Raw genomic sequence first — 13,867 nt, 5'->3', positions numbered from 1 at the left:
GGCGCCCTACCGCCCACGCTGGGCCTGGCCGCCGCCAGGGCTTACGCCCTCACCGCCAGGAGCTCCCGGCGGACGACGCGGCGGCGAGCCTGCGGGCACCGGATGGATCGGTTGACCGGGCTTCAACCGGTTGATCCCTTCGGTGATCACCTTGTCGCCGGGAGCAAGGCCGGCCGTCACCAGCCACTTGTCGCCAACGGTCTGGTTGGCCGTGACCGTCCGGAGCACCGCCTTGTTGTCCGAACTGACCAGGTAGACCGTGGCGTTGCCGACCGGATCGCGCGAGACCGCCTGCTGGGGCGCAAGGATCGCGTTCTGCGCCGTCGCCTGGGAGAGCCGCGCACGCACGTACATCCCCGGCAGCAACAGGCCGTTCGGATTGGGGAATGTGGCGCGCAGGGTCACCGAGCCTGTGCTCGGGTCGACCACAGGTTCGGCGAACTCAATGCGCCCGGGAATCGGATATTGGCTTCCGTCTTCGAGCGTCAGCCTCACCGTCGCCGACGACGGCGTCACCCCCCCCGAAGACAGTTCCCTTCGCAGGGAGACCAGAGCTGCGCTGGACTGCTGGATGTCGACAAAAATCGGGTCGAGGCGCTGGATGGAGGTCAAGGCGTCTGCCTGACCGGTGGTTACGAGTGCGCCCACGGTCGCCACAGAGCGGCCGATCTTCCCGCTGATCGGCGCAGGCACCTTCGTGAAGCGCAGGTTGATCCTGGCGGTGTCGAGCGCGGCCTTGGCCTGGGCCACTTGCGCGGCCGCCTGGTTCGCCGCAGAGCGGGCGTCGGTATAATCCTGCTTGCTGACGGCTTCGATGTCGGCGAGCGGCTTGTAGCGCGCGGCCTTGGCCTCGGCCGCCTCGCGGGTCGCCTGAGCGTTGGCCAGGTTGGCTTCGGCCTGCGCGACGGCCGCGCGATAGAGGCTCGGATCGATTTCGTACAGCGTCTGGTCCTTCTTGACCACGCTGCCCTCGACGAAGTGGCGCTGCTTGATCACGCCGGACACCTGCGGCCGCACCTCGGAGGTTTCATAGGCCGCCGTACGCCCCGCCAGGTCGAGCTGCAGCGGCACGGTCTGGGCGGCCATCACCACGTAGCCCGCCTCGGGGATTTGCGGCCCCTTCGGGGGATCCTTCTCGCCGCACGCCGACTGGCCGACAAGAAGGGCCAGAAGAGCTAGGGGGGTGAGCTTGTTGAAGGCGCGCAACCGTCAGACCTGATCTGAGAGGATAACCCACGGGGGGTCATGAGGAGGAATCGCCAGCCCTATCGTCCAGCTAGGGCGGCGTGTCGAGCTAGTTGCGCCAAAAACGCGGCTGCAGAATGTCGGATTGTTGCCCAACGGCCGCATCATAAGGCGTCGTGGAAATAAACTAGGCCGCGGGCTTCACCTTGGGGCACGCTTGTTCCTGGAGCGCCGAGCGCTAGGGTGGCGGGCGAAAACGAGCAGGGAGAGCGCGTCATGCCGGACTTCGGAAGCGACCAGCTTGAGGACTTCCGCCAGGAGGCCCGCGCCTGGCTTGCGGCCAACTTCCCGCCGACCCTCAAGGGCAGCGGCGGCCAAGCCCTGGAGGGCGGCGGCGAGGTGGGCGGCGATCTCGCCGCGTGGCGACGGGCCATCGGGCAAAAAGGCTGGGCGACACCGACCTGGCCACCGGAATATGGCGGCGGCGGGCTGAGCGGTCCGCAGGCGCGGGTGCTCGCGCAGGAAATGGCCAAGGCCGGCGCCTTCAATCCGCTGATGTTCGGCATGGGCATCACCATGATCGGCCCAACGATCCTTGATTACGGCACCGAGGCGCAGAAACAAAAGCACTTGCCGCCGATCGTCCGCGGCGAGGTGCAGTGGTGCGTCGGCTATTCCGAGCCCAATGCCGGCTCCGATCTCGCCTCGCTGCAGACCCGGGCGGTGGACGCCGGCGACCATTGGGTGATCAACGGCCAGAAGACCTGGACGAGCGGCGCCCAGTACTCCGACTGGTGCGGCTGCCTGGTGCGGACCGATCCCTCGGCGAAGAAGCACGACGGGATCAGTTTCCTGCTGATCGACATGCATCAGCCAGGCATCGAGACGCGGCCGATCGCGCTGATCGCCGGCGCCTCGCCGTTCTGCGAGACCTTCTTTACCGACGCTGTCGCGCCGAAGGAGGCGTTGCTCGGTCAGATCAACGTCGGCTGGACCGTGGGAAAGCGGCTGCTCCAGCACGAACGGGCCAGCCAGACTGGCGCGCCCGGCGGCGGGCGAACCGTCCCTCTTCCCGAGATCGCCAAACGCTATTGCGGGGTGGATGCCAAGGGCCGCCTCGAGGACCAGGACCTGCGGACCCGCCTGGTCCGCCACCAGATGGACGCCCGGGCACACGGCCTGACCCTGGCGCGCGCGATGGCCGAAGCCAAGGAGGCCAACGGCGCGACCAACGCCGCCTCGGTGCTGAAGAACTCCGCAACCCACGTCGCCCAGACCCGCGCTGAACTGACGTTGGAGATCTTCGGCCACCAAGGGCTCGGCTGGTCGGGCGAGGCCTTCTCCGGCGAGGAGATCGAATCCGTCCGCGGTTGGCTCTTCGGCAAGGCGATGTCGATCTACGGCGGCTCGGCCGAAATTCAGAACAACATCATCTCCAAGCGGATCCTCGGCCTGCCCGACACCACCCAGTCGAGCTAGTCCTGCAGCCCTCGCATCTGGGCCTGCAGCGTCTTGAAGTAGGGCGGGATGTCCTTGTGCTTGAAGGGAGCGAAGGCCGCCTTGGCGGCGTCGAGGCGCCCCTTCATGGCCTTGGCGACGTCGGGGTACACCTCGGCGACGCTATAGTTTTCGGCCGGGTCGGCCTTGAGGTCGTAGAGCTCCTGATAGCCCAGCAGGGACATCGGCAGCTTGAGGCCGCGATAATAGGCGGCGTCCACATACTTCCAGTCCTGGGTGCGGATGGCGATCGGAGTCTCGTTGTCGAACAGCACCAACTCCTGGTGCGGCGAGGCCGCCCCTTCGGAGAGCACCTTGCTGACGTCGCGTCCGTCCAGGGTCACGCCTTCCAGCGGGGTCAGACCGGCCATGGCTCGGAACGTCGGCAAGAGGTCGATGCCCATGACCATTGACGACACGCGCTTGCCCGCGGGAAGGCGCCCCGGCGCCCAGGCGATAAACGGCACCCGGTAGCCGCCGTCGAAGCCGCCGCCGCCTTTGCGCTCGCGCAGCCAGCCCGGCGAGCCCTCGAACCAGGGACCGTTGTCGGAGGTGAAGATCACCACGGTATCTCGATCCAGCTTAAGGGCCTTCAGCTTGGCCATCAGGCGCCCGACGATCGAATCGATCTCCTCCACGACCGCGCCATAGGGGCCGGCGAACGTCTTCGTGTCGAAGCCGGCGTGAGGATGCTCGGGCAGATGGGGGGCGCTCAGCGCCAGTTCGACAAAGAACGGGCGGTCCTTGTTGGCTTCGATGAAGCGCTCCGCATGCTCGTAGAACTGCTGCTGAAGCTGCGGGTAGTCGACCTCGGTCTTGGCCACCTCCTCGCTTCCGGCCCGCGACTCGTAGAGCGCCAGCGGCTTCATGTCGTGGCTGTAGGGAATGCCGAAGAAGGCGTCGAAACCGTGCTTGGTCGGCGGCCAGGCGGGCCCCAGGTGGCCCAGGTGCCATTTGCCGAACAGAGCCGTCGCGTAGGCGGGCTTCAGGGCCTTGGCGATGGTGACTTCCGACAGCGGCAGGCCGCGGTCGTCCTGCTGCATGATGACTTCGTAGCCCAGTCCGGTCCGCACGGGGTAGCGGCCCGTGAGCAAGCCCGCCCGCGAGGGACTGCAAAGGTTGGCGGGTGCATAGTAGTCGGTGAGCACCACCCCTTCGCGCGCCATCCTTTCGACGGCGGGCGTCTTGATCCCGCCGGGGTCGTAGACGCTCACGTCGCCGTAACCGAGGTCATCGCACAGCACGATCACAAAGTTCGGCGGCCTGCCGACCGCGGCCGCGGCCGGCGCAGCCAAGGTGGCCAGCGCCGCGCTCGCGCCCTTGAGCAAGGTCCTGCGCTGCATGATGTTCCCGCTGCTGAAGCCTTCGTTGCGAACCATGCTCTGGTTCAGCTTCGTCAGCCACCCGCCGGATGCGAAAAAGGCAGTCCTTGCGAACTGCCTTTGCCGCTTCCGGATTTCCGCGCAGGACCTAGATCCTGGGAAGCACCGCGGGGCCCCACGCCCTGGCGATCGTAAGATCGATCGCCGTTGCACAAGCTGATCGCGCCGTGAACGCCAAGATGCAAGCGGCACATATCTCAGATGAACAGATCGGCGCCGGCTGTGGCGGCGGCACAACGCCCCGAAATGGCCTCATTCGCGGCCTGAGCCCGACACATCCGCACGGCTATCTACAGACAGTCGGCTGATCGGCATCCGGTCCGGATCCTGAACAGCCCCCCCAGCCCCCCAGATTGGGCGCAGGTCGGCCGACGCCTTTCCCAACATCTCAAGAGCCAACGCCGTCGGTGGTGCGGTTTACGTCGCCGGCAGGCTCGGCCTATCGTCCGCCTTCATTTGGGGACGAGACATTCCATGCGGGTTTGGACGTGGACGGTCGCGCTGGTTGCGGCAGCGGCGCTAAGTGGGTGCGCCACGACGTCGGGGAGCGGCTCGCACCCGGCAAAGGGCAAGGCCGCGAGTGCGACGCCTGCAGCGAAGCCGAAGCCGTTGGCCCCTGGTCTGGATCCGCTGATCCACGCCGACGCCTTCCCCTCAACCTATCGGCCGATGCCAAGCCGTCCGACCGCCGTGGTCGGCGCGCAGGTTTTCACCGGTACCGGGCAACTGATCGAAAACGGCGTCGTGCTGGTCAAGGACGGCAGAATCGCAGCGGTGGGCGTCGGGCTCGCGATTCCGGCCGGCTACGATGTGGTCGACGGCAAGGGCAAATGGGTGACACCCGGGCTTATCGATGCGCACTCGCACCTGGGCGTCTACGCCTCGCCTAGCGTCCCGGCCAACTCCGACGGCAATGAGCTGACCAATCCGGTGACACCGGAAGTCTGGGCCGAACATTCCGTCTGGCCTCAGGATCCCGGCTTCAACACCGCCCGTATCGGCGGGGTGACGACGCTTCTGGTGCTGCCCGGCTCCGGCAACCTGATCGGCGGCCGCGGCGTCGTACTGCGCAACGTGCCGGCCCGCACTGTCCAGGAGATGAAGTTCCCCGACGCGCCCTACGCGCTGAAGATGGCATGCGGCGAGAACCCCAAACGCGTCTACGGAAACAAGGGCCGGGCGCCCTCGACCCGCATGGGCAACGTGGCCGGCTATCGGGCCGCCTGGATCAACGCCGCAGACTACGCCCGCAAATGGGAGGACTACCGCGGAAAGATCGCCAAGGGCGAGAATGCCGACCCGCCGAAGCGCGACCTCGGCCTCGATACCCTCGCCGCAGTGCTGCGCGGGGAGATCCAGGTCGAGAACCATTGCTACAGAGCCGACGAAATGGCGCAGATGATCGATATTTCAAAGGAGTTCGGTTACCACATCGCCGCCTTCCACCACGCGGTCGAGGCCTACAAGATCGCCGACCTGCTGGCCGCCAATGACATCTGTGTCGCCACCTGGGCCAACTGGTGGGGCGGCAAGATGGAGATGCTGGACGGCATCGAGGCCAATGCGGCCCTCGTCCATGCGGCCAAGGGCGGCTGCGCGATCATCAAGTCCGATGACCCCGACCTGATCCAGCGGCTGAACCAGGAGGCTGCCGAAGCGCTCGCGGCCGGCCGCGCCGCGGGGCTGACGATCTCCGAGGCCGAGGCGATCAAGTGGATCACCGCCAATCCGGCCAAGGCGCTGGGCATCGCCAAACAGACCGGCAGCCTCGAGCCCGGCAAACGCGCCGACCTCGTTATCTGGGACCACGACCCGTTCTCGATCTATGCCCGCACCGAGCGGGTCTATCTGGACGGGGCCATCGCTTACGACCGTCACGACCGGCGATTCCAGCCGCTCTCCGACTTCGACCTGGGCCAAGCCGGCGAAGGGAGCCGCTGATATGCGCAAGCTGCTTGCGGGAGCCAGCGCCCTCGCCCTCCTCACCGCCGCCGCCACTGGCCACGCCGAGACGGTCGCCATCACCCACGCCAAGATCCTCACCGCCGGGCCGGCCGGCGAGATCACCCAGGGGACCGTCGTCATCCGCGACGGCAAGATCGCCGCGGTGGGCGCCAGCGCGGCGATCCCGCCGGGCGCGCGCGTGATCGATGCAGCCGGCAGTGTGGTCGCACCCGGCTTCTTCGCCACCGGCTCAGAACTCGGTCTCGTCGAGGTCGGCTCGCTCGGCAACGACGCCACGGTCAACGCAGCCGACCTCGGCGCGGGTTTCGATGTGCAGTACGGCCTCAATCCGGAGTCCATGCAGTTGCCGGTCGCCCGTCTGGGAGGCTTGACCAGCGCGGTGGTCCTACCCCGGTCCGCCTATGACCGCAGCGAGAGCGACGAGGACGAGGCGGACCAGTACACCGCCGGCCCAAGCGGCGACGGCTCGCGTTCACACGCCCTCTTCGCGGGCCAGGCGGCAGTCATCAATCTCGCCAAGGGCGACAACATCTTGACGCGGGCCAAGGTCGGCATGGTCGCGCCCTTCGGCCGCGCCGGCGCCGGCGTCGCCGGCGGCGCACGAGGCGCCGAGATCGTGGCCTTCAAATCCGCCCTGCAGGATGTCCGCGATTACATGAAGAACAAGGCCGCCTACGATCGCGCCGGCTACCGCGGCCTGGCGCTCTCCAAGGGTGACCTCGAGGCGCTGATCCCCGTGGTCGAGGGAAGGATGCCGGTGATCGCCGGCGTCCATCGCGCCGCGGACATCCGAGAGGTGCTGAAGCTCGTCCGGGCCGAGCACCTGAAAGTCATCCTGCACGGCGCCGAGGAGGGCTGGATGGTGGCCGCCGATATCGCCAGGGCCGGCGTGCCGGTGATCATCAATCCGTTGGACGATCGCCCGGAGAGCTACGAAATGCTGGGGGCCACCATGGACAACGCCGCGCGCCTGCAGGCCGCCGGGGTCACCGTGGCGTTGGAGGCCACCGGCGGCTCCAGCCGGGTGCGCGAAACCCGCTACGGCGCGGGCAATGCGGTGTCCCATGGCATGCCTTACGACGCCGCGTTGGCGGCAGTCACCCTCAACCCGGCGAAGATGTTCGGCGTCGCCGATCGCACGGGCTCCCTGGAAGCCGGCAAGGACGCCGACCTGGTTATCTGGACGGGCGACCCGTTCGAGCCGCTCAGCCAGCCCACGGCGATCTTCATCCACGGCGCCCAGCAGCCGATGACCTCGCGCCAGACGGAACTGCGCGATCGCTACAAGGACCTCAGCCGTCCCCTGCCGCCGGGCTACACGCACTGATGAAGCGCGAGGCGGACAGCAAATCACGCCTCGCCTCTCCCCTCGCCGCCCGAGTCCGGCTAGAAGCCGGCCATGAGCGTCGCGTCCTCCAAGACCATGGCCGAGACGGCCACCGAATACGGACTGAGCCCGGCCGAATACGCCGTCATCCTGCAGCGCCTGAACCGGGAGCCCAATCCGGTCGAGCTGGGCGTCTTCTCGGTGATGTGGTCGGAGCACTGCTCGTACAAATCCAGCAAGAAGCACCTGGGGAAATTTCCCACCAGCGGCCCGAAGGTGATCTGCGGGCCTGGCGAGAACGCGGGCGTCATCGACATCGGCGACGGCCAGGCCTGCATCTTCAAGATGGAGAGCCACAACCATCCTTCTTACATCGAGCCCTACCAGGGCGCCGCTACAGGCGTCGGCGGCATCATGCGCGACGTGTTCACCATGGGGGCACGGCCGATCGCGCTTTTGAACGCCCTGCGCTTCGGCGATCCGAGCCACCCGAAGACCCGGCGGCTCGTCTCGGGCGTGGTCTCCGGCATCGGCGGCTACGGCAATTGTGTGGGCGTCCCCACCGTGGCCGGCGAGACCAACTTCCACCGCGGCTACGACGGCAACATCCTGGTCAACGCCATGTGCGTGGGCTTGGCCGACGCCGACAAGATCTTCTACTCGGCGGCCCCGGCCGCTGGCCTGCCGGTGGTCTACTTCGGCTCCAAGACCGGCCGAGACGGTATCCACGGCGCGACCATGGCCTCGGCCGAGTTCGACGACTCCTCCGATGAAAAGCGCCCCACGGTCCAGGTCGGCGACCCCTTCGCCGAAAAGCTGCTGATCGAGGCCACCCTGGAGTTGATGGCCTCCGGCGCCGTAGCCGCCATTCAGGACATGGGGGCGGCCGGCCTCACCTCTTCCTCGGTCGAGATGGCCGGCAAGGGCGGCGTCGGTATCGAGCTCGATCTCGACGCCGTGCCGCAGCGCGAAGAGGGCATGAGCGCCTACGAGATGATGCTCTCGGAAAGCCAGGAGCGCATGCTGGCGATCCTGAAGCCCGGCCGAGAGGCGGACGGCCAGCGGATCTTCGCCAAGTGGGGTCTCGACGCGGCAACCATCGGCAGGACCACGGACACCGGCCACATGGTTCTCAGGCACAAGGGCGAGGTGGTCTGCGACGTGCCGCTCGCACCGCTGTTTGACGACGCCCCGCTCTACGATCGGCCGTGGGTCGCGCCAAAGCTGCAGCCCAGGCTTGACCCGGCGAGCGTGCCGGAGCCCGTCGACTACGCCGAGGCCATCGTAAAGCTGATGAGCAGCCCCGACATGGCCTCAAAGCGTTGGCTTTGGGAGCAGTACGACCGCCACGTCATGGCCGACACGCTGGAGGACTCGGCCACCGGCGCAGACGCGGGAATCGTGCGCGTGCACGGCGGGCGCAAGGCGCTGGCCATGACCTCCGATGTCACCCCGCGCTATGTCCAGAATGACCCCTACGAGGGCGGCAAGCAGGCGGTCGCCGAGGCTTGGCGAAACCTCACGGCCGTGGGCGCAGATCCGATCGCCATCACCGACAACCTGAATTTCGGAAATCCCGAGCGCCCCGAGATCATGGGCCAGATCGTGCGCGCCATTGAAGGGATGGCGGAGGCCTGCCGCGCGCTCGACTTCCCGGTCGTGAGCGGGAACGTTTCGCTCTACAACGAGACCAACGGCGCGGCCATTCCACCAACCCCCGCCTGCGGCGGCGTGGGCCTGATCGCCGACTACGCCCACCGCGCTGATTTCGCCGGTCTGAAGCCCGGTGACAGCTTGATCCTGGTCGGCGAAACCAAGGGCGAACTCGGTGCTTCGATGTATCTGCGCGAGCTTCTGGGCCGCGAGGACGGCGCACCGCCGCCGGTGGACCTCGCCATCGAACGGCGCAACGGTGACTTCGTTCGAAACCTCATCGAATCCGGGCAAGTGTCGGTTGTACATGATCTTTCTGACGGCGGCCTGATCGCGGCGCTGGCTGAGATGGCGCTGGCCTCGGGCGTTGGCGGCCAGCTTCTGCCGCACGCGGGCATCCCGGCTCACGCCTGGTTGTTCGGCGAAGACCAGGCCCGCTACCTGGTCGCGACACGCGCCGGCGACGCCCTGCTCGCCGCGGCCGAAGCGAGCGAGGTTCCCGCCCGTGTGGTGGGCGAGGGCTGTAATGACGTTATCGCCTGCCCCGGCCTCTTCAGTATCGACCTCGAGCGCCTGCGCACCGCCCATGAGGGCTGGTTGCCGAGTTTCATGGGGTGAGCGAGCGGCCACATCTCACCGCAGCGGTTGCGTTGATCGGCGAGCCCGGTTCGCGCGAACGCATCCCGACGCCCGCCGCCGTCCTCGACCTTGACGCCTTTGAGCGCAACATCCTGAAGATGCGCGACCGGGCGAAGGCGGCGGGCCTGGCGCTTCGCCCCCACGCCAAGTCACATAAGTGCGCGGCCATCGCCCATCGCCAGATCGAGGCCGGTGCGGTTGGTATCTGCTGCGCCAAGCTGGCCGAGGCCGAAGCGATGGCCGCAGCCGGCGTCGGATCGATCCTGGTCACTTCGCCCATAGCAGGCGCTCTGTCGGCGCAACGCGCCGCGCGGCTCGCCATGGACATCGCGGACTTCCGGATCGTCGTCGATCACGTCGATGGCGTCGGGGAACTCGCCGCGGCGGCTCAGGGGCCGGTCCAGGTTCTGATCGACGTCGACCCGGGCATGGGCCGCACCGGCGTCGGATCGGTCGAACAGGCCCTTGAAGTCGCCGGCGCCATCGCAACGCATGCCAACCTCAAGCTGCTCGGCGTCCAGTGCTACGGCGGCCACTGGCAACATATGGAAGGCGCCAACGCCCGGGGCGCAGCCGTCGCTGACGGCATGGCCTATCTCTCGACGGTGATCGCAGCCCTGCGCCAGGCCGGCGGGGATATCCAGGTGGTCACCGGCGGCGGCACGGGCAGCTTCGCGGCCGATGCGGCCCAAGGTGTGCTGACCGAGGTCCAGCCTGGCTCTTTCGCCTTCATGGACCGCGAATACCGCGACGCCTTGGGGGAGGATCCCGACGGCGCCTTCGAACAGGCGTTGAGCATCGCCGCCACCGTGATCAGCGCCAATCATTCGACGTGGGTGACGCTCGACGCCGGACTGAAGGCCTTCGCCACCGACGGGCCCCTGCCCGTTGCGCTCACCCCAAAATTCGCCGACTGCGCCTACCGTTTCTTCGGCGACGAGCACGGCCGGCTCATGCGCCCGGTGAGCCAGGAGGTCGTTCGTGGCGAACGCGTCGACTTCGTCCCGCCACATGTCGACCCGACCCTGGACCGCTACGATGTGATCCACTTCGTCCGGCGCGACGTGCTGGTGGAGATTGCGCCGCTCGAAGCACGAGGCGCTTCCCAGTAGCGGGCGCGCGATCGCGCTCGTCAGTGGCGAATATTCGATCTTCCTGCGGCAAAGCTGAACGCGGCTTATGCAACCCAGCCTCTCCGAGGCGCCAAACCGCAGTTTCTGTTGCGGTCGCCGCGGGCGCCGCCTCCCCTCGCAATGTCAGCGCCCAAGGCCGACCCGGCGGCCGGCGGCGACGTAAAGAGGGAATCCCGACGATGAGCGAAACCGCAAACGACCTCCCCCTGGTGGGACGTCGCGCGTTCTTATGGGGCACAGCGCTCGTGGCCGCAGCGCCGATCCTCAGCGAGGCCGAGCTGGCCCACGCCAAGCTCGCCTCCCAGAGCATGGGTGTCTTGCCGCCGGACGCAGTGATCATCAACGCCAATGAAAATCCGCTCGGCCCCTGCAAGGCCGCCTGTGAGGCAATCACCAAGATCCTGCCGCTGGGCGGGCGTTACGACCGCATGGGCGAGCTTGACGCGTTGACCAAGGAATATGCCGCGCTGCATGGGCTGAAGCCCGAGAACATCGCGTTCTACGCAGGCTCCTCGGAGCCCCTTCACTACACCACGCTCGCCTTCACCTCGCCATCGAAGAGCCTGGTCATGGCCGACCCCTCGTATGAGTCGGCCGCCTTCGCCGCCGCCATCTCCAAGGCGCCTGTGCGCAAGGTCGCGCTGACATCCGCCTACGCCCACGACGTCAAGAAGATGGTTGCGGCCGATCCGAACGCCGGCCTCATCTACATCGTCAACCCAAACAACCCGACCGGCACGATCACGCCGCGGGAAGACATTCTCTGGGCGCTGGAGAACAAGCCCGCGGGCTCCGTCCTGCTGGTCGACGAAGCCTACATTCATCTCTCCGACGAACAGACCGTCCTGGACCAGGTGGCGGCGGGCAAGGACCTTATCGTCCTTCGGACCTTCTCCAAGATCTACGGCATGGCCGGCATCCGTTGCGGCGTGGCCATCGCAAGGCCCGACCTCCTGGACAAGCTCATGCCCTATTACCAGAACGCCATGCCGGTCACGGCCCTTGCGGCTGCGCGGGCCTCCATCGCCGACAAGGACCTGATCCCCACGCGAAAGAAGTGGATCGCCGACAGCCGCCTGGAGACGATCTCCTGGCTGAAAGCCAACGGTTACAAGCCGATCGGCGCCTCGCAATCCAACTGCTTCATGATCGACACCGGCCGCCCCGCCCAAAACGTGATCGCCGGCATGCAGAAGGAAAAGGTCTACATCGGCCGCATCTGGCCGGTGTGGCCCAACGCCGTGCGCATCTCGGTCGGCTCGCCTGACGACATGGCCAAGTTCCGCACCGCCTTCAAAAAGGTGATGGACGCGCCTGCGACCGTGGCCTCGGCCGCCGGCCGCCTGGACTCATCGCGAAGGATCGCCGGGACCGGCGGCAGGGCGTTCCTGTCCTAGTCAGAGACCGCCCGAGGCGCCCGCCGACGAGCTGGTCAGCTCAATATGCAGGTGGGCGCCTTGGGAGCCGTGCGCGCCTTCCGCCACGACGCGAGAGAAGCCGCCGCCCACTCGTCTGAGCTTGGCGGCGGCGCTTTCCAGCGACAGGTTGTCGACGACCGCATCGTAGGCGCCAGGCGAGCCTGGGCCGCCCACCGAGTGGAGCGAGGTGCGCCCCGGGGCGACGGTCCCTGCGCCTTGCCGGCGCAGATCATCTTCCTGGGCCTGCGTGCGATAGCCGCTGGTCTGGCGCCACTGCCCCGCGCCGAAGACGCGGTCCATGGTCGCGTGGAAATCGCCGCCGGCCGCCTTGGCCGCGCGCCTGGGATGCGCCGCTGCGAATTCGTCGCCTGCAGAGACGACCTGGATCGTGCCGGCTTTCGCCGCCGTGGCCAGGCCGCAGGCCGTCAGCGCGGCCGCAAGTGTCAATTTTGTTGCGAATTTCATCCCACAGAATCCGGCGCGCCGCGGCGGCTCTCTCCAAGGTCAGGTGGGCGGCTGCCCCACAGATCGGGCGACAATAGGCGCAACAGGCTTTCCAAGAGGTTCAGGGCGGCGCGCCACGGCCATGATGGGCTTTACCTGAACTCTTCGGGGTTCAGTCCGCCAGGGCCTTGTTCAACAGGCCAAGCGCTGCGGCGGTGAAGGCGGTCATGTTGGCGGCGCGGTCGCTCTCGCCGGTCTCGATGGTGAGCGCCATCTCCACAGGGCCCGCGATAGCGATGCAGGTGTGGCCGGCGGCGTCGCCATAGCCATTGCCAGTGGGCCCCGCAGCCCCGGTTTCCGAAATTCCCCAGGTCGCGCCGAACCGCTCGCGCGCGGTACGGGCCAACAGCAGCGCATAGGGTTCGCTTGCCGAGCGCATCCCGGCCACGGCCTCGCGGGGCAGATCCATCAGCACCATGCGCGCCTTGCCGGTATAGACCACCGCCCCGCCCAGATAGTACTTCGAGGCCCCCGGAACCCCGAGCAGGGCCGCGGAGATCAGCCCGCCTGATGAACTCTCCGCCACCGCCACGGTCTCGCCGCGGGCTTTCAGCCGCTCGCCCAGGTCGGCCGCCAGCCCATCGAGGTCAGTCACGGTGAAACTCCTTTTTCTTGGCGGGGCGCCACTTCGGCGCCCATGATGGCGACCAATTAGAACAAGCGCCAATTTTCCGGAGGAGATTTCATGGACGCCCAATCCCAGTGGACGGGCCTCGACGCCCAACGCCTGGAGCGTATCGGGGACCATCTCGAGCGCAGCTACCTTGCAAACGGCAAGATCACCGGCTGCCAGGTCGCCGTCGCGCGCCACGGGCACCTCGCCTACTTCAAGTCCTTCGGCCAGATGGATCGGGAACGCGGCAAGCCCACCGCCGACGACACCATCTATCGCATCTACTCGATGACCAAGCCGATCACCTCGGTCGCGCTGATGACCCTTTATGAGCTGGGCTATTTCCAGCTGAACGATCCGGTGAGCCGCTACGTCCCCTCCTGGAAAGACCACCGGGTATGGGTCTCCGGCGAAGGCGCAGATATGAAGACCGAGGCTCCGACGCGCCCCGTCTCCTTCCGCGACGTGCTCTCACACAGCGCGGGCTTCACCTATGGCGGCGGCCTGCCGGGCGTCGGCATCCAGCACCCGATCGATAAGATCTACCGCGA

At 67.3% G+C, this 13,867-nt stretch carries 11 protein-coding genes; 7 read left to right on the top strand and 4 right to left on the bottom strand.

The genetic code is table 11. The features are described from left to right. Positions 1–6 precede the first annotated feature (6 nt). Positions 7–1,206 carry an efflux RND transporter periplasmic adaptor subunit gene (locus tag VGI62_RS18680; RefSeq protein WP_331506062.1) on the bottom strand — a complete coding sequence of 400 codons (1,200 nt, stop codon included), beginning with the start codon at positions 1,204–1,206 and terminating at the stop codon, positions 7–9. 255 nt (positions 1,207–1,461) lie between these two features. Here VGI62_RS18680 and VGI62_RS18675 point away from each other — a divergent pair, with 255 nt between their 5' ends. Further along, positions 1,462–2,664, top strand: a complete 1,203-nt coding sequence (locus VGI62_RS18675; RefSeq protein ID WP_331506061.1) for an acyl-CoA dehydrogenase family protein — start codon at positions 1,462–1,464, stop codon at positions 2,662–2,664. On the opposite strand, the gene VGI62_RS18670 is transcribed toward VGI62_RS18675, so the two are convergent. Continuing rightward, entirely contained in the window at positions 2,661–4,061 is a 1,401-nt protein-coding gene (locus VGI62_RS18670) for a sulfatase (protein ID WP_331506060.1), read from the bottom strand. The two genes, VGI62_RS18675 and VGI62_RS18670, sit on opposite strands and share 4 nt — an antisense overlap. A gap of 477 nt (positions 4,062–4,538) precedes the next feature. On the opposite strand from VGI62_RS18670, the gene VGI62_RS18665 reads away from it, so the two are divergent. The 5 genes from VGI62_RS18665 (at position 4,539) to VGI62_RS18645 (ending at position 12,178) form a co-directional block, all read left to right on the top strand. Continuing rightward, positions 4,539–6,005, top strand: coding sequence for an amidohydrolase (locus VGI62_RS18665; protein WP_331506059.1), 1,467 nt, complete (start codon positions 4,539–4,541; stop codon positions 6,003–6,005). A gap of 1 nt (position 6,006) precedes the next feature. Beyond that, positions 6,007–7,356 (top strand): amidohydrolase family protein, encoded by a 1,350-nt coding sequence (locus VGI62_RS18660; RefSeq protein ID WP_331506058.1) that lies wholly within the window; start codon positions 6,007–6,009, stop codon positions 7,354–7,356. A gap of 72 nt (positions 7,357–7,428) precedes the next feature. Then, on the top strand, positions 7,429–9,627 hold the full coding sequence (gene purL, locus VGI62_RS18655) for a phosphoribosylformylglycinamidine synthase subunit PurL (protein WP_331506057.1): 2,199 nt from the start codon (positions 7,429–7,431) through the stop codon (positions 9,625–9,627). Continuing rightward, the gene (locus VGI62_RS18650) at positions 9,624–10,760 is read left to right on the top strand and encodes a DSD1 family PLP-dependent enzyme (protein WP_331506056.1); all 1,137 of its coding nucleotides are present in this window, start codon (positions 9,624–9,626) and stop codon (positions 10,758–10,760) included. The genes purL and VGI62_RS18650 overlap by 4 nt, the downstream gene beginning before the upstream one ends. A 200-nt stretch (positions 10,761–10,960) precedes the next feature. Then, positions 10,961–12,178, top strand: a complete 1,218-nt coding sequence (locus VGI62_RS18645; RefSeq protein WP_331506054.1) for a pyridoxal phosphate-dependent aminotransferase — start codon at positions 10,961–10,963, stop codon at positions 12,176–12,178. Here the strand turns inward: VGI62_RS18645 and VGI62_RS18640 are convergent, their stop codons facing one another. Both VGI62_RS18640 and VGI62_RS18635 read right to left on the bottom strand, forming a co-directional pair. After that, a complete protein-coding gene (locus VGI62_RS18640) occupies positions 12,179–12,664 on the bottom strand; it encodes a hypothetical protein (RefSeq protein WP_331506053.1) in 486 nt (161 codons plus the stop codon). Positions 12,665–12,815: 151 nt separating this feature from the next. Beyond that, complete coding sequence (locus tag VGI62_RS18635; RefSeq protein WP_331506052.1) at positions 12,816–13,298, bottom strand: CinA family protein; 483 nt, start codon at positions 13,296–13,298, stop codon at positions 12,816–12,818. 90 nt (positions 13,299–13,388) lie between these two features. On the opposite strand from VGI62_RS18635, the gene VGI62_RS18630 reads away from it, so the two are divergent. Beyond that, positions 13,389–13,867 (top strand): serine hydrolase domain-containing protein (locus tag VGI62_RS18630; protein ID WP_331506051.1); only part of this gene is annotated, 479 nt, incomplete at its 3' end.

It is taken from the genome of Phenylobacterium sp. (assembly GCF_036495085.1).
GTDB lineage: Bacteria > Pseudomonadota > Alphaproteobacteria > Caulobacterales > Caulobacteraceae > Phenylobacterium.
The sequence above is the reverse complement of the archived record's forward strand: the minus strand, read 5'-3'. Positions and strand labels throughout refer to the sequence as shown.